This is a genomic window from Pseudomonas sp. MS646 (genome assembly GCF_036693845.1).
Lineage (GTDB): Bacteria > Pseudomonadota > Gammaproteobacteria > Pseudomonadales > Pseudomonadaceae > Aquipseudomonas > Aquipseudomonas chlororaphis_E.
On sequence record NZ_CP144763.1, the window covers coordinates 1,531,464 to 1,546,695 of the forward strand.

Sequence of the window (15,232 nt, forward strand, 5' to 3'; positions counted from 1 at the left end):
CCAACGGGGATAAATCCCCTCGCCACATTAATTTCCCAATTCCCCGTGCCCTCGAACCCCATCCCCCCTAAAATACCCACCACTCCCGTTTCGCCCCGCCCCGAGGCCGCTTGTTCATGTCCGTTACCGCCACCCCCGCCCGTCCCGCGCCGGATCATCACGCCCAGTTCATCGAGCTGTTGCGCACCAGCCTTGCGCAAAACGCTTTCATCAAACTGGTACTGGCCAAGCATGTCGGGGATGAAGCGGACCTCCAGCGGTTGATCATCAAGCCGCTGACGGTCAAGGAGCAGCCGTGCCTGTCCTTCGTCTACCGCTACAAGACCCGCGACATCACCAAGAACTTCCCGTTGGCCGAAGGGGTGGACACCGTTGCTGCGCTCTTGCCGGCGTCGTTCAAGAACGCGCACCTGCTGGCGGTCACCGACGAGGCGCAGCTGGAATACAGCAAGAAGGGCAAGCCTTCGCTGTTCAGGAGCAAGCCCCAGCAGTTGCGTGAGGTGCCGTCCGGCGAGCACAACCGCGAGAAGAACCGCTTCCTCGACCTGAGCCGGCCGTTCCTTGCCGACCTGGGTGTGACCAACCACAAGCACGAGCTGATCCCAGCGATGTCGCGCAAGTGGAAGCAGATCAACAAGTTCATCGAGGTGTTCAGCCATGCGCTGACGTCTTCGCCCCTGGCCCTGGACAAGCCGGTGCGGGTCTCGGATTTCGGCTCGGGCAAGGGCTACCTCACCTTCGCCATCCACGATTACCTGCGCAACACCTTGCAGGCCGAGGGCGTGGTCACCGGTGTCGAGCTGCGCGAAGACATGGTCAAGCTGTGCAACGAAGCGGCGGCGCGCCTGGAGCATCCGGGCCTGAGCTTCCAGCACGGTGACGTGCGCAGCGTCGCGCCGAGCGCGGTGGACGTGATGATCGCCTTGCACGCCTGTGACATCGCCACCGACTACGCGATCCACATGGGCATTCGCTCCGGCGCCTCGATCATCATGTGCTCGCCGTGCTGCCACAAACAGATCCGCCTGCAGATCCAGAGCCCAGCCTTGCTCAAGCCCATGCTGCAATACGGCCTGCACCTGGGCCAGCAGGCGGAAATGGTCACCGACAGCCTGCGGGCGCTGTTCCTCGAAGCCTGTGGCTACGAAACCAAGGTGTTCGAGTTCATCTCCCTGGAACACACCAACAAGAACAAGATGATCCTGGCGGTCAAGCGCGCCGAACCCATCGATACGACCGAACTGCTGCGCAAGATCCAGGAACTCAAGGCGTTCTATCACGTCACCGAGCATTGCCTGGAGACCCTGCTGCGCGCGGATGGACACCTCTGACGCCGCCCCTGTGGGAGCGAGCTTGCTCGCGAAAGCGGTACATCAGCCCCATTGCCGTGGGCTGATACTCCGCCATCGCGAGCAGGCCTGTTTCTCTCTCGTCGTGCAGCCCGTCCGGTAATGCCGGGTTGGCGCTGCACGGCCGGGCCACCGGGCTACCTTTAATGCGTTCACCCTTCTCGCATACAAAGGAGCTCAACCATGGCCGCCAAGAAAATCCTGATGCTGGTCGGCGATTACGTCGAAGACTATGAAGTGATGGTGCCGTTCCAGGCCTTGCAGATGGTCGGCCATACCGTGCACGCGGTGTGCCCGGACAAGAACGCCGGGCAGACGGTGCGCACGGCGATCCACGATTTCGAAGGTGACCAGACCTATAGCGAAAAGCCTGGGCACCTGTTTGCCCTCAACCATGACTTCGCCACTGTCGCCGCCGCCGACTACGACGCATTGCTGATCCCGGGCGGGCGTGCGCCGGAATACCTGCGCCTGAATGAAACGGTGCTGCAACTGGTGCGGGATTTCGATCTGGCCGGCAAGCCGATCGCGGCGGTTTGCCACGGCGCGCAATTACTGGCGGCCGCCGGCATCCTCGAAGGTCGCGAATGCAGTGCTTACCCGGCCTGCGCCCCGGAAGTGCGGCTGGCCGGAGGCACCTACATCGACATTCCGGTGACTCAAGGCCATGTCCAGGGCAACCTGGCGACCGCTCCGGCCTGGCCGGCACATCCGAACTGGCTGGCGGGGTTCCTGACCTTGCTGGGCACGGCGATCACGTTATAGCCATGTCGCCAGGCATCGCCAGCGTCTAGGCCACGATGGGGGGGTGGCGGTCAAACCTCCACCGGCACCGCCAGCTTCGGATCGCCCAGGGGATGACTCTTGGCGTCGAAGAACCGCAGCTCCACCGCCAACCCCTGGAACACGTTGGCGTAGTGGCGCTTCTGGTGCTGGATGAACGCCTGGCTGCGCGGGTAGATCGAGATCGCCACGACCTTGGGGGCCGCCAGGCGAAGGGCGTCGACGATGTGCCGGTCCTGCTCGCCGAGGGCATGGCCGAACAGGCACAGGTTGTCGCCGTGATGCAGCAACTGGTCGTAGCAGAATGACAGGTAGTCGGAGCTGCGGATGGTCTTGAGCTTGTCCTGGCTCGGGCCTTCATTCACGAACAGCGGCACATCGTCGAGGGTCTTGAGGGTGTTGTTGATGGCGAAGCTGCCCAGCAACGTGCCTTCGGTGGAACTCAACCTGCGCGCCATGCCGTCCTGGTTGCGCACCAGGTGCAGGCCGCCGTGCAGGTACAGCAGGCGCGGTTTGTCGGTGATCGCCTGGCTCAGGTCGAAATGGTGATCGCTGCCCGTGAACAGGTCGGTGAGGGTGCCCGGCGCGTGCTGGATCGCCCAGTGATTGAGCAGGTCGTAGTTGGTGGTGAACACCGTGCGGTAGTGGCTCAACGCCTGGTTGAGCGTCGCCAACGTGGAAGGCTGCACCAGTCGCCACGGGATGTGCACCGCGTGCACGGTATTGATCAGCGCTTCCTTGATCGCATAGTAGCGGTTGCGCGGGGCGGCGGAGCTGACGGCCAGGGCCTTGTTGATGCGGCTGGTGGTCTTGAGCGCGCCGAGCACCTGCTCGAAGCTGCGCGTCTGCATCGCATCGAACACACTCAACTCCGACGGGCTCAGGGGCTTTTCCTCGACGGTGCGGGCGTTTTCGAACAGTGAGTCGTAGCCGAAATCGTCCCACACCGCGCGACTGGCACCATTGCCCAACAGCAGGCCGCTGAAGTCGGTGCTGGCCTGCAGGGCCGCCCAATCTTCAAGCCGGGCGTCGTATTCGTGGAAATCGGTCATCGCGAAGCTCATCCAAAACGTGGCAAAGGCAGGGCGCGACTTTATCACGACAAACTCTTGAGCCAGATCAAGGAACGCCGTGACTGATCGGTCAATCCTGTATGCCCCTACCGATCCGGTCTCTTCCAGGAGCGTGTCCCATGAGCAGCACCTTTTTCATTCCAGCCGTGAACATCATGGGCCTGGGTTGCCTCGACGAGGCGATGACCGCCATTCGCAACTACGGTTTTCGCAAGGCCTTGATCGTCACCGACGCTGGGTTGGCGAAGGCCGGCGTGGCCGGCAAGGTGGCTGAGCTGCTGGCAGTCCAGGACGTCGATGCGGTGATTTTCGACGGCGCCAAGCCCAATCCAAGCATTGCCAACGTCGAGCTTGGGCTGGGGCTGCTGAAGGAGAGCGGGTGCGACTTCGTCGTGTCGCTCGGCGGAGGTTCGCCCCACGATTGCGCTAAGGGCATTGCCCTTTGCGCCACCAACGGCGGGCAGATCCGTGACTATGAAGGCGTGGACCGTTCCAGCAAGCCGCAACTGCCACTGATCGCCATCAACACCACCGCCGGCACGGCCAGCGAGATGACCCGCTTCTGCATCATCACCGACGAGACGCGCCACGTGAAAATGGCGATCGTCGATCGCAACGTGACGCCATTGATGTCGGTGAACGACCCGGCGCTGATGGTCGCGATGCCCAAGGGCCTGACGGCGGCCACCGGCATGGATGCGCTGACCCATGCGGTCGAGGCGTACGTGTCCACCGCTGCCACGCCGATCACCGATGCCTGTGCCCTGAAAGCCGTCACCCTGATCAGCAACAACCTGCGCCTGGCCGTGCGCGACGGCAGCGATCTGGCGGCGCGGGAGAACATGGCCTACGCACAGTTTCTCGCCGGGATGGCGTTCAACAACGCTTCGCTGGGTTTCGTGCACGCCATGGCCCACCAACTGGGTGGCTTCTACGACTTGCCTCACGGGGTGTGCAACGCGGTGCTGTTGCCGCATGTGCAGAGCTTCAATGCCACGGTGTGCGCCGCTCGCCTGGCTGAGGTGGGGCGGGCCATGGGCGTCGACGCGCCGAGGGCCACCCCGGAAGAGGGCGCACAGGCCGCCATCGCGGCGATCCGCAGCCTGGCCCAGGACGTGGACATCCCCGCCGGCCTGCGTGAATTGGGCGTACGCCTCAATGACGTACCGGTCCTGGCCTCCAATGCGCTGAAAGACGCCTGCGGCCTGACCAACCCCCGAGCGGCGGACCAGCGCCAGATCGAGGAAATCTTCCGCAGCGCGTTCTAATCGCCCTGGGGCGGCCTGGACCTCACGCAGGCCATCGCCGCCACACCCAGCAAGGCGCACAACGTCGCCAGTGGCCAGGCCTGTTGGCTCAGCAACAGGCTGGCCACGGCACCGATCACCGAAGCCAGCAGTTGATGCAGGAACCCGCTCAACGCCATGGCATAGGCACCGGCCACCGGCGAGCCTTGGTTGGCCAGGGACAGGCTGATGGGGTAGTTGACCGACTGGCCGAACACCGCAAAACAATAGGGCAGCCAGAACAGCAAGGCGACGTGGCTCAGCGCCAGGCTGCTGACCAACATGATCGTGCTGCCGGCCAACACCAGGGCAATGCCCCAGCCCATCATCCGCTGCTGGCCGGTACGCAGCACGAAAGCATTGACCGTCAGCGCTCCGAGCAGGTACGCCGCGCTGATCGGCCACCCCAGCAGCCCGTATTCGATGGGCGACCAGTCAAAGCCTTCCTGCAGAATCAATGGCGCTGCGGTATTGAAGGCAATGATCACGCCGTAACCCAGCCCGCCGGCCAATGCCGGTCGCAAAAAGTGACGGTGCCTGAGTATCCGGGCGTAGATTCGCCAGGCCGATGGGCTGTCCTGGCTCGGCGCCACCACCGGGAACCTGGCCCGGGAGACCGCCGCCGCCATGACCAGGCTGGTGGCGCCCAACCCTTGGAAAATCGCCTCCCAACCCAGTGCAGCCTGGATCAACGAGCCCAGGTATTGACCGATGCCGAGGGCCACCACGAAGGCGATGGATATCCATGAAAGGGCCTTGGCCAGCAGGTCACCGCTGAAACTGTCGCGAATCAGCACCCGTGCCATCACCGAGATACCGCTGGCGCCGATGCCCTGGATCAGCCTCATCGCCAGGAATGCCTCGGCGTTGCTGCCCATCGGCAAGGCCAGGTTGCTCAGGCCGTAGAGCCCCAATGCCGCCAGCAACACCACCTTGCGCCCCAGCCGCTGGCTCAGGCTCCCCCACCACAGCATCGGCAGGGCCATGCCGATCAGGTACGCCGCCAGGCCCCAGGACACCCGGGAGGCGTCGGTTCCCAGGGCCTGGGCGATGTCAGGCAGGGCCGGCAAATAGATGCTCATGCCCAGTTGTGCCAGGAACACGGTCGTGCAGGTGACGATCAGGGTGGTGCGGTTGTTCATCAGGAGGCTCGTTTCATGGGCGGATGTCGCGTCCGTGGGCAGCCAGCAGTTGAGTGATGCCTTGGCAGAATTCGCTGATCACCTTTGGCTCCATATCGGCGCGCAGGGTAATACGGATCGCAGCCTTGCCTTGGGGCACCACCGGGAAAAAGACCGCCGAGGTGAAGTACCCTCGTTCGGCCAGTTCGGTCGCCAGGCTGTTCGCCAGGGTGGTTTCACCGCAAGGCACCAGTCGGATCGCCATGGGGCTGCCGTGCTGTTCGGTACGAACGAGGCGGTCGAAGAGGCGGATATTAGCCTGCAAACGCTCCTGCAAGCTGCCGAGCTCGCGGCTGTGGTGCAGGCGAATCGAAGCCATGCCGGCACCGATGGCTGCCGCGTTCAAGCTCTGGGACCAGTTGCTCGGCCCACCGTAGCGTTGCACCAGCGCCTTGTGCCGTTCGCTGCCGAACATCGCCAGCCCACCGCTGGCCCCGAAGGATTTCGCCAGCGAAGCGACGATCAGAGTGCGCTCGTCCAAGGCGGGCAGGCGCGAGCGGACCAGGCCCATGCCGCGCTCCCCGACGGCCGACAGCGCATGAGAATCGTCCAGGTAGAGAAACAGACCGTACCGTTGCTTGAGGTACATCAGGCTGTCCGGTCCGCGAGGCCGCCCATGCTGTAGGCGCCGTCGGCCACGTACGCCACGTTGCGCTGGCGCTTGCACACGTCCTCGATGAAGTCCATGTCGTTGTGCGCACAGGTGAGCACCTGGGTTTCATCGGCGCAGGCCGCCTTGATGTGATTCATCGAATAATGGGCCAGCTTGTCGAACACCATGACGGGCGATCGATTGTCCGAGAAGGCACCGCTGGCCAGCAGCGGCAGGATTCCGGCACTCGCCGCGCTGCACGACAGCGCACTGAGGCAACTGGCGCCGAACAGCTCCGACAATTGGGTCTCGTACTGCGCAAGGATCGCCAGCTTGCAGCGGTTCCTGGAGTTGGCGACTCGCAAGGTCCCGGTTTCCCACAGGGCGGTCATGGCGCCATCCAGCAAGGCCGGGTGGTAATCCAGCCCCAGGTAGGACGTGGTGCAGAAGTGATGGAGGGTACGGCCATATTGGTCGACCAGGACATTGGGCGTCTTGACCTCGACATTGAGCCCTGAGATTTTTCCGGCTTCAGCGCATTGCCAATCCTGATCCGCGAGGGAAATGACTTTACGGTAGTGGGTGAAGCGATGGGTGGGGTGTGCAGTCTGGTTCATGGTTCGATCACATTCCTTGATTCACGACGCTGTCCGTGGCGTGTTTCGTCGCCGTGTTTCCAGACTTTACAGCGCAGGGCCATAGGCTTTGAATCGGTCGTTTCCGGCATGTTTGAGTGTTACTGGAGACTTCTGCGTAGGAGTTTGCCTAGGAACCTGGACGGCAAATCCATTTGCGAGTGCGAGGTGCCGGCAGGTTATGCTCTGCGGGCTGGGGGGCTCTATTCTTTAATGGGGGGGCGTGGCTTGCGCCTCGGTCACCTGCGCTATCCTCATCATGACTTTCGCCCCTTTACCGCTGCACTCACCCGGATGACTCCAGCACCATGGACACCCGAAGCCACACGCCGCTGGCCAGTTACATCGACCTGATGCTGGACGCCGTGTGCGCGGTCGATGGCCAGGGGCGCTTCGTGTTTGTCAGTGCTGCCTGCGAGCGCATTTTCGGCTATACCCCGCAGGAATTGATGGGGCAGGCGATGATCGACCTCGTGCACCCCGCCGATCGCCAGCGTACCCTCGAGGCCGCGCGGGAGATCATGAACGGGGAGCCCAAGCTCAATTTCGAGAACCGCTACCTGCACAAGGATGGCCGGGTGGTGCACATCCTCTGGTCGGCGCGCTGGTCGCCGGTGGACCAATTGCGGATCGCCGTGGCGCGCGACATCACCGAGCGCAAGCTGGCAGAGTCGCGCCAGGCGGCGTTGTATGCGATTTCCGAGGCCGCCCATGCGGCGGCGGACCTGTTGGCGCTGTTCAAGCGCGTCCACCAGATCATCGGCGAATGGCTGCCGGCGTTGAATTTTTCGGTGGCGCTGTACGACGAGCAATGCGCGCAGTTGAACTTCGCCTATCACGTCGACGACCTGGAGCAGCAGCCCGAGCTTCCCGGCACGATGACCGGGCGTTTGTGCGCCGAGGTGATCCGCAGCGGCCAGCCGATCCTGTTGACGCCCGGTTGCAGCTCACTGCCGTCGGGGTTCTGCGACCTCGTGGCGCAGCCGGGCGCGCCCTGTTGGCTCGGTGTGCCGTTGAACTCGCAGAACGGCACGATCGGGGCGCTGATCGTCAAGAGTGCCCCGGACAACGAGCGCTACACCGAGCAGGACAAGGACCTGCTGCAATACGTCTGCGCTCAAATCACCATCGCCATCGAACGCCAGCAATTGCATGCCCGGTTGCAGCACATGGCGCAATACGATCAGTTGACCCAGGTGCCTAACCGTGAATTGCTGCGTGACCGGTTCAAGGCTGCACTGGCCAGCGCCCGTGCCGTGTCGGGGCGCATGGCCTTGCTGTACATCGACCTCGATCGCTTCAAACAGATCAACGACACCTACGGCCACGGTGTAGGCGACCTGTTGTTGCAAGCGGTGGCCAGCCGTCTCAAGGGCTTTATACGGGATGTCGACACCGTGGCGCGCATCGGCGGGGACGAGTTCGTGGTGCTGCTTCATAGCATCCAAGCGTTGGACGATGCTCACCGCGTGCAGGAAAAAATCCGCCAGGTGCTGAGTCAGCCGCTGCGGCTGGACGGCTATTGCCTGAGCATCGAGCCGAGCATCGGGGTCGCTTGTTTTCCCGACCATGGGGTCGAAGATGTGGCGCTGTTCCGTCATGCCGACGAGGCGATGTACGCCGCCAAGCGTCAGAACCATCGGGCATTCAGCCACTGAGCGTAGGTCGCCGTTCGTCGCGGCGAGGCACTTGAATCAAACTTTTCAGCCCTTTTGCCTTTCGAAACCCTGGCAGGTCCCGTGGTGGGGCCGCTGCCGAATGTTCAATTGAGGAGGGCGCGACCATGAACCGGATGGCCACCTTTTTTCGCACCACCAGCCTCGTCGTGTTGATGGGCCTGGGTGCCAACAGTGCCTGGGCCCAATCGCCTGCCGAATTCATCAACGACGCTTCCGCCAAGGGCATGGCCGACATCGAGGCCAGCCGCATGGCCCATGGCAAGGCTGAGTCCAGGGAGGTCAAGGACTACACCATCATGGTGATCAACGACCGTACTACCGCCAACCAACACCTGGCGAAGATCGCGAAGAAGCTCGACTTGCCCGTCGCGCCTCGGGAGGAAATGGCTGACAAGGCCAAGACCCTGATGCCGCAGGTGCAGGAGGGCGAGTCGTTCGAGGCCGCCTATGCCGCCAGCCAGGTCAAGGCCACAGAGGAGGCCATTACCCAGATCCAGGAGCAGGCCCAGACCACCGAAGTGCCTGAGATCAAGGCCTTCGCCGATGAGACCCTGCCCAAGTTGCAAACCCATCTGGAGATGGCCAGGGCGCTGCAAGCCAGCCGCTGAGCCGCTGCACCTTTTGACGTGAGGGCGACATCCATTGCCTTGACGGTGGCCGGGAAGACGCGAGGGGCATCACGCCCCTCGCGTCTTCGTATCAGCACTGATTCAGGTCAACGTTGCTTTTTTGCTCAAGGCCTTCAAGGTTCTTGACCTCGCCCTGGCCCATCGTCTGGTAGTGCTTCCTCAATGCCTCCAGTTGCTTGAGGTCCAGCGATTCGAGACCGAGCATCGCGTTCTGCGCCTCCGCCGTGGCTCGCAACAACTCATCGATCTTCAGGTGCAAGATGTCTGTGTCGCGGTTCTGCGTGTTCTGAATCAGAAATACCATCAGGAAGGTGATGATCGTCGTCGACGTGTTGATGATCAGCTGCCAGGTGTCGTTGAACTGGAAAAAGGGTCCGCTGATCGCCCAAAGCGCCAGTAATACAATGGCGCCCAAGAACGTCTTCGGGCTTCCCGCCCATAGAGCCAGCTTCTGTGCGATTTTTGCGAAGTTCATTGCCGTGTTCCTTAATGGGATTCACCTGTCTGGTGAGACAGCAACGACGCGTTGAAAATTCTGCTTACATTTGCACCGCTCCCACAGGTTTATTTGCGAGAGGCCCCGGGCCGATCAATTGATAACAACCAGCCGGTGTTGTGATGTGCAGTTCTCGGATTCTGCCTACAAGCCAAGCGGAAGGTGTCTGCTATCCACAGGAGTCACCCCGTGAACGTTATGAATTATCAAGGCTACGCCGCTCGGATTGACTACAGTGACGAGGACGGTCTGTTTGTAGGCCATATCGCGGGGATCAAGGATGTCGTCGGGTTTCACGGCGAATCTGTCAGCGAGCTTCGAGCGGCGTTCAAGGAGGCGGTGACTGACTACCTGGAGACGTGCGCCAAGCTGGGGCGCGCACCGCAGAAGCCTTATTCAGGCCATCTCATGTCACTGGAGTGTGCGCTTGAGGAAAAACAGGTTCAGCGCTTTGGGTTGCAGGCATTCCCGGACTTGGATATCCAGGGAAAGTAAATGTGGAGCGGGTGAAGGGAATCGAACCCTCGTTATCAGCTTGGGAAGCTGGAGTAATGCCATTATACGACACCCGCTCAGAGCGGCTGACTTTGTACCAGATGTGGGCGGGGATTTGAAGTTTTTCTTTGCCTGATGCGCGTGCGCTCGTCTACGCAGGCCTTGGATCAAAGCGGTCTTTCGCGGGCAAACCCCGTTTTGTTGGCGCGGGGCGGGGCTTGCTCGCGAGGACTCGTTTCAGATTGCCAGTGCATGGTAGTCCTGCACGAAGCTGTAGCGCGGACGGCTTTCGCGGTGTGTCGGCGTGAGGAAGTTCATCACGGCGTTGCGGCTGTCGCGGCAGGCGGCCTTGTGTTCCATGTCCAGGAAATGCCCGGTGGCTTGCACCGTGCTGAACGTACTGTGCCGGACATGGTTGGCAAAAAGCCTGGCGTCGTCGGCCGAGGTGTATTCATCCCATTCGCCGTTGAGGAACAGTACCGGCACGTTGATTTTTCTCGCCGCGTTGACGTAGCACTGCGGGTCGCTCTGGAGCACGTCAGTGATGTGGAAATGCATCTGGCCGTACTCATGCTCGGCCAGGCTGCTGACATGGCGATAGTTGAAGCGCTTGAACAGCGGCGGCAAATGCTTGCCGATGGTGCTGTTGACCAGGTGGCCGACCCGGTCGCGGTCCAGGTTGCTCAGGTAATCCACGCCACGCTCCAGGTAGTCGCGCATCGGTGCGTTGAGCACCGGCGAGAACGAACTGATCACCGCTTTTTCAATCCGCTGTGGGCGCTGGGCCAGGGCGCTCAACGTGGCGGCGCCGCCCCAGGAAAAGGACAGCACATGCTCGGCGGCAAAGTGGTCGATCAGTTCCAGGAGAATCTGCCCTTCGATCTCCTTGGTGAGCATTCTTTCATGCCGGTTGTGCGCTTTTGACTTACCCGCATAGGGCTGGTCGTACAACACAACGTTGAATTGCGGATGGAGGCTTTTGACGGTCTGTGCAAACGACGCAGTCGTGGCCATCGAGCCGTTGACCATGATGATGGTCTTTTGTGCGGCGTCTGCGCGATAGAACTCCGTGTAAACCCGATACTGACCTTGTATATCCAGCACAGCGATTTCTGGCCTCATGTCATAAGACTCCTGGCAAGCGGGTATGCGCGCAATGAGATTGCACGGGCAATGTGACAGGTAGGCATACGCCTGGAAGATAAGGCCCATGTCGATCCACTGAAGCGGTCGACGGGTGTTGTTGTAGGCGGGCAGTTTGCCGGGAGGGATACGGCGGAGCCTGGGGGCTCTGGCCGGCAAAAAGTTTCTTGGAAGTATGTTGTGACTCATCGGTCACATTTCGGCCGACGGTTTGATTCAAGCAGGGGGACGACCGTTGTGCAAGTACCGCTTGGAAAATTGTTCGACACTTCTGCCCGACGGTAATGGGCTCAGATCAGGCTGATCTCGTCAGCGCCCAGGGCGCGGTACTGGCCCGGTTCGAGAGCAGGGTCCAGCACCAGGGGGCCCATGCGTTCGCGGTGCAGGCGCAACACCTTATTGTCGAAGTGGCCGAACATGCGCTTGACCTGGTGATAACGCCCTTCGACGATGCTCAGGCGCGCCGTGGTCGGCCCCAGCAGCGTCAACCCTGCCGGTTGGGTGGTGAGGTCTTCGAAGGCGAAATACAGACCCCGCGCGAAGGTGTCGGCGTACTCGGCGGTGATCGGCTGTTCGGTTTCGACGTAATAGACCTTGGGCAGCTTGGTCTGCGGTTGGGTCAGGCGGCGCGACCAACTGCCGTCATTGGTGATCAGCATCAGGCCGGTGGTATTGAAGTCCAGGCGCCCGGCGATGTGCAGGTCGTCCTTGTCAGGTTCATCGAGCCAATCGAGCACGGTCGGGTGTTGCGGATCGCGGGTGGCGCTGACGCAGCCGGGTGGCTTGTGCAGCATGAAATACCGTGGACGTCGGCCCGCCTGCAGCACCTCGTCATCGACTTCAACACGACTGAACTCACGCACCTGGGCGTGCGGGTCGGTGACGGTCTGGCCGTCGATCCGCACCCGGCCCGCCACCAGTAACAGGCGGGCCTGCTGGCGATTGAATCGGGGTAGATTGCTGAGAAAGCGGTCAACGCGCATGGGGCAGTTCAGGCCAGGAAGAGGGCGCGCATCTTACGCGATCGGCCGGGGCTTGGCGTGCAGTTGGGCTTCAACCTGTGCACAGCGTGGGCACAGGCAGGATTGATCACGCAGCGCTGCCGGCAGCGCTTCGAGCACGGCCGGGTCGATGCTTACGCCAAAACACCAGCAGGCCCGATCGACGGTTCTCGGATCGGCCAGCGAGCAGTCGTTGCTGCCACCGCAGGCAGGGCAAAGGTCGGGTTTATTCATAACTGGAGTGAGGCATTTCCACACAGGTTCGATTGCGGCCGGTTTGCCGGGCGCGTTGCAGTGCATGATCGGTCCGGGACAGCAGGCTGTGCAAGGTGTCTTCGTCCTGCACCGTGGTCAGTCCGATGCTGACCGTGACCAGCAATTGTTTCCCGCTGCAGAAATAGCGCTGTTTTTCCATGTGCTGACGAATTTTCTCAGCGATTTTCAGACCGGTCTGTCCATCGGTGTCCTTGAGCAGGACGACAAAGGCATCGGTGCTCCAGCGACAGACGATGTCTGAATGCCGCAGGCTCTCAGTCAGGCTGCGGGCGAACCCGGTCAACAGTTGATCGGTGGCGATATGACCGTGAGTGGTGTCCAGTCGCTTGAAGTCGTCCAGTTCCACCAGCAGCGCCGTCAAGGGTCTGGGCTCACGCTGGGCTTCGTGCAGGGCTTGCACGGCCAGCAGATCGAAGCCACGGCGGTTTGGCAATTCGGTCAGGCTGTCGAGGGTGGCCTGGGCGTCGATGCGTTGCTGGTAGTCGTTGATCAGCCGATAAACAATGGTCAGGACCGCCAGTGTCACGAGCACGCCGATCAGCAGGTTCAGGTACAGCGTCCTGAGAATGTGCTCGCGTATCGAGGCCTGGGCTGCGTAATAGCCCAGCAACGTAATGATCAGGAAGCCAGTACCGAGCAGCGCCACCACCGCCAGCAGCGGCTTGCACAGGGAATACAACGGCGAACGGAGCGACATGGCGATTCCCTTGGCGCAGACCCAATGAAGTCAGTTTAGTGGCCTTGTGGGAAAAGACAGTCGATTTTGCCGGTTTGCAAGATTGTGGCGAGGGGATAAATCCCCTCGCCACAGGTACTGTTTACTCAAGGGTAGTTAGATAAGCCCGCCATCCCCCCAGATGGCTGATGTCCTGAGCGCCCTCCAAACCATACGACTCACAGATGAATCCGTTTTCCCAGCGCCCATCGGCCAGTTGCACCTTGCCCAGTCCCAACGGGGCGGGAATGCCAGTCAGGAACGAGCCCAGTTCACTGCTCGGCAGCTCCCAGACTTCGACCTCGATCGCCACGCCGCCTTCACGAACCCGAACCATGCCGGGGCGCGAGGGTGGGCCGCCGGGCAAGGCATGCAGGCGGTAGTCTGGCGAGCTTTGGGTGGCCTCGATCAGCCGGGCGCCGCGTTGCCTGAGCTGCCAGTTCAGCGCCAACCCGTCCAGGTGTGCGCCGCACACGACCAGCCGCGCCCGGTCGTGGCGCGCCGGGTGGACGGCAACGGGCAACGTCTTGTCCTGTTGACGCTGCAAGGCATCGGCCAGGCTCAAGAGGTACTGATCGGTGAAGGCTCGACCGAACAGCGTCACGCCCCAGGGCAAGCCGTTGGCCATGAACGCGCTGGGGACGGCGACGGCGGCGTAGTCCAGCAGGTTCATGAAATTGGTGTAATAACCCAGTTCCGAGTTGCGCAGTACCGGTTCGGCGGCCAGTTCGGCGAGGGTCACTGGCCGGCCGATGGTCGGTGTGAGTACGCAGTCAAGCGCGTCCATGGCTCGGTCGCATTGGGCTTTGAGCGCTTGCAGACGGTACCGGGCGCGGAAGGTCTGTACGCCATCTACCGTAGGCGCTTTCGCCAGCACGGCACGAATGACGGGCAGCACGGCGTCGGGCTCGCGCTCCATCAATGGGCCGGCGACGCTGTAGCGCTCGGCTACCCACGGACCTTCATAAAGCAGCCGTGCGGCTTCCAGGAACGGCGACAGGTCCAGTTCCACGGCTTCGCCGCCCAGGCGTTCGAGTCGTTTGACGACTTCCTGAAACAGTTGCGGACCTTCAGGGCAACCGAAAAACGCCAGGTCTTGCTGGCGCGGCACACCGAAACGAAAGCGCCGAGGCACGCCGAACGCAGAGCCATCGTTCCACTGCGGGTTGTGGCGGCTGTAGTCGTCACGCGGGTCTGGGCGGGCTGTCAGCGCCAATAGCTGGCTGGCTTCCCTGGCCGTCGCCGTGAAGGTGGTGACGCAGTCCAGTGTGCGACAGGCCGGGACCACGCCCGCCGTGGAGATCAATCCCAGGGTGGCTTTCAATCCCACCAGGTTGTTCAGCGCGGCGGGCACCCGACCGGAGCCGGCGGTATCGGTGCCCAAGGCAAAACTTGCCAGGCCCAGGGCTACGGCCAGCGACGAGCCGGCGCTCGAACCGCCTGCCGGATAGTCGGGCAACACGCTGTTGCGGCAGGCGCCGTAGGGCGAGCGGGTGCCATTGAGCCCGGTGGCGAACTGGTCGAGGTTGGTCTTGCCCAGGGGGATCGCGCCCAGTGCCAGCAACTGCTCGACAATGGTCGCCGAGCGCGGCGGCACATAGGCAAACGCCGGGCAGGCTGCCGTGGTCGGAATGCCGGCCAGGTCGATGTTGTCCTTGATGGCAAACGGCACCCCATACAGCGGCAGGCTCTCCAGGTCGCGGCTTTCCAATGCGGCCAGGTAGGGCTCCAGTTCCTCGACCGTCAGCAGGTGGATGAACACGTGATAGTCCGGGTTCAGCGCCGCGGCTTTTTGGCGCAGTTCCAACAGCAATTTGCGCGGCGTCAGTTCGCCGCTGCGATAGGCATCGCGCAGGTCGTCCAAGCGAAGCGAAAGGTTCATGGTCTTAATCCTTTGAT

The 15,232-nt window shown here is 62.2% G+C and carries 13 protein-coding genes, 1 tRNA gene and 2 pseudogenes; 6 read left to right on the forward strand and 10 right to left on the reverse strand.

Features of this window, described 5'->3' with window-relative positions; genetic code table 11:
- Positions 1-116: 116 nt before the first annotated feature.
- Both V3H56_RS06795 and V3H56_RS06800 read left to right on the forward strand, forming a co-directional pair.
- Positions 117-1,331 (forward strand): SAM-dependent methyltransferase, encoded by a 1,215-nt coding sequence (locus V3H56_RS06795; RefSeq protein WP_047738497.1) that lies wholly within the window; start codon positions 117-119, stop codon positions 1,329-1,331.
- A gap of 201 nt (positions 1,332-1,532) precedes the next feature.
- Entirely contained in the window at positions 1,533-2,114 is a 582-nt protein-coding gene (locus V3H56_RS06800; RefSeq protein WP_047738499.1) for a DJ-1/PfpI family protein, read from the forward strand.
- A 50-nt stretch (positions 2,115-2,164) separates the two neighbouring features.
- On the opposite strand, the gene V3H56_RS06805 is transcribed toward V3H56_RS06800, so the two are convergent.
- Entirely contained in the window at positions 2,165-3,184 is a 1,020-nt protein-coding gene (locus V3H56_RS06805) for a DUF4917 family protein (RefSeq protein ID WP_338474375.1), read from the reverse strand.
- Between the two features lie 140 nt (positions 3,185-3,324).
- Between V3H56_RS06805 and yiaY the strand changes: the two genes are divergently transcribed.
- The gene (yiaY, locus tag V3H56_RS06810) at positions 3,325-4,473 is read left to right on the forward strand and encodes an L-threonine dehydrogenase (RefSeq protein ID WP_338474376.1); all 1,149 of its coding nucleotides are present in this window, start codon (positions 3,325-3,327) and stop codon (positions 4,471-4,473) included.
- Here yiaY and V3H56_RS06815 read toward each other — a convergent pair.
- Entirely contained in the window at positions 4,470-5,633 is a 1,164-nt protein-coding gene (locus V3H56_RS06815; protein ID WP_338474377.1) for an MFS transporter, read from the reverse strand. The two genes, yiaY and V3H56_RS06815, sit on opposite strands and share 4 nt — an antisense overlap.
- A gap of 13 nt (positions 5,634-5,646) precedes the next feature.
- Positions 5,647-6,881: pseudogene (locus V3H56_RS06820) on the reverse strand (aminotransferase class I/II-fold pyridoxal phosphate-dependent enzyme).
- Between the two features lie 326 nt (positions 6,882-7,207).
- On the opposite strand from V3H56_RS06820, the gene V3H56_RS06825 reads away from it, so the two are divergent.
- Positions 7,208-8,557 (forward strand): diguanylate cyclase, encoded by a 1,350-nt coding sequence (locus tag V3H56_RS06825; protein WP_338474378.1) that lies wholly within the window; start codon positions 7,208-7,210, stop codon positions 8,555-8,557.
- A gap of 125 nt (positions 8,558-8,682) precedes the next feature.
- On the forward strand, positions 8,683-9,186 hold the full coding sequence (locus tag V3H56_RS06830; RefSeq protein ID WP_042731456.1) for a DUF4142 domain-containing protein: 504 nt from the start codon (positions 8,683-8,685) through the stop codon (positions 9,184-9,186).
- A 91-nt stretch (positions 9,187-9,277) separates the two neighbouring features.
- Here the strand turns inward: V3H56_RS06830 and V3H56_RS06835 are convergent, their stop codons facing one another.
- Complete coding sequence (locus tag V3H56_RS06835) at positions 9,278-9,682, reverse strand: low affinity iron permease family protein (protein ID WP_042731455.1); 405 nt, start codon at positions 9,680-9,682, stop codon at positions 9,278-9,280.
- A gap of 210 nt (positions 9,683-9,892) precedes the next feature.
- Between V3H56_RS06835 and V3H56_RS06840 the strand changes: the two genes are divergently transcribed.
- Complete coding sequence (locus V3H56_RS06840; protein WP_338474379.1) at positions 9,893-10,198, forward strand: type II toxin-antitoxin system HicB family antitoxin; 306 nt, start codon at positions 9,893-9,895, stop codon at positions 10,196-10,198.
- 3 nt (positions 10,199-10,201) lie between these two features.
- On the opposite strand, the gene V3H56_RS06845 is transcribed toward V3H56_RS06840, so the two are convergent.
- From V3H56_RS06845 to atzF, 6 genes and pseudogenes are all read right to left on the reverse strand, one after another.
- Positions 10,202-10,275 (reverse strand) — tRNA-Gly (locus tag V3H56_RS06845).
- Positions 10,276-10,435: 160 nt separating this feature from the next.
- Positions 10,436-11,320: an alpha/beta hydrolase gene (locus tag V3H56_RS06850; protein ID WP_042731453.1), complete on the reverse strand. Its 885-nt coding sequence runs from the start codon at positions 11,318-11,320 to the stop codon at positions 10,436-10,438.
- A 311-nt stretch (positions 11,321-11,631) separates the two neighbouring features.
- The gene (locus tag V3H56_RS06855; RefSeq protein WP_123579521.1) at positions 11,632-12,324 is read right to left on the reverse strand and encodes a pseudouridine synthase; all 693 of its coding nucleotides are present in this window, start codon (positions 12,322-12,324) and stop codon (positions 11,632-11,634) included.
- A gap of 33 nt (positions 12,325-12,357) precedes the next feature.
- Positions 12,358-12,576 (reverse strand): cysteine-rich CWC family protein, encoded by a 219-nt coding sequence (locus V3H56_RS06860; RefSeq protein WP_338474380.1) that lies wholly within the window; start codon positions 12,574-12,576, stop codon positions 12,358-12,360.
- A pseudogene (locus V3H56_RS06865) lies at positions 12,569-13,186 on the reverse strand (GGDEF domain-containing protein); the annotation flags it as partial. The pseudogene V3H56_RS06865 and the gene V3H56_RS06860, both read right to left, overlap by 8 nt.
- Positions 13,187-13,436: 250 nt before the next feature.
- Positions 13,437-15,215: an allophanate hydrolase gene (gene atzF, locus V3H56_RS06870; protein ID WP_338474381.1), complete on the reverse strand. Its 1,779-nt coding sequence runs from the start codon at positions 15,213-15,215 to the stop codon at positions 13,437-13,439.
- Positions 15,216-15,232 lie beyond the last annotated feature (17 nt).

Excerpts from the sequence above, each read along its gene's own strand:
- V3H56_RS06800 (WP_047738499.1), top strand. The coding sequence starts at position 1,533 with ATGGCCGCCAAGAAAATCCTGATGCTGGTCGGCGATTACGTCGAAGAC.
- V3H56_RS06825 (WP_338474378.1), top strand. The coding sequence starts at position 7,208 with ATGGACACCCGAAGCCACACGCCGCTGGCCAGTTACATCGACCTGATG.
- V3H56_RS06835 (WP_042731455.1), bottom strand. The coding sequence starts at position 9,682 with ATGAACTTCGCAAAAATCGCACAGAAGCTGGCTCTATGGGCGGGAAGC.
- yiaY (WP_338474376.1), top strand. The coding sequence starts at position 3,325 with ATGAGCAGCACCTTTTTCATTCCAGCCGTGAACATCATGGGCCTGGGT.
- V3H56_RS06855 (WP_123579521.1), bottom strand. The coding sequence starts at position 12,324 with ATGCGCGTTGACCGCTTTCTCAGCAATCTACCCCGATTCAATCGCCAG.
- V3H56_RS06850 (WP_042731453.1), bottom strand. The coding sequence starts at position 11,320 with ATGAGGCCAGAAATCGCTGTGCTGGATATACAAGGTCAGTATCGGGTT.
- V3H56_RS06795 (WP_047738497.1), top strand. The coding sequence starts at position 117 with ATGTCCGTTACCGCCACCCCCGCCCGTCCCGCGCCGGATCATCACGCC.
- V3H56_RS06860 (WP_338474380.1), bottom strand. The coding sequence starts at position 12,576 with ATGAATAAACCCGACCTTTGCCCTGCCTGCGGTGGCAGCAACGACTGC.
- V3H56_RS06830 (WP_042731456.1), top strand. The coding sequence starts at position 8,683 with ATGAACCGGATGGCCACCTTTTTTCGCACCACCAGCCTCGTCGTGTTG.
- V3H56_RS06815 (WP_338474377.1), bottom strand. The coding sequence starts at position 5,633 with ATGAACAACCGCACCACCCTGATCGTCACCTGCACGACCGTGTTCCTG.
- atzF (WP_338474381.1), bottom strand. The coding sequence starts at position 15,215 with ATGAACCTTTCGCTTCGCTTGGACGACCTGCGCGATGCCTATCGCAGC.
- V3H56_RS06805 (WP_338474375.1), bottom strand. The coding sequence starts at position 3,184 with ATGACCGATTTCCACGAATACGACGCCCGGCTTGAAGATTGGGCGGCC.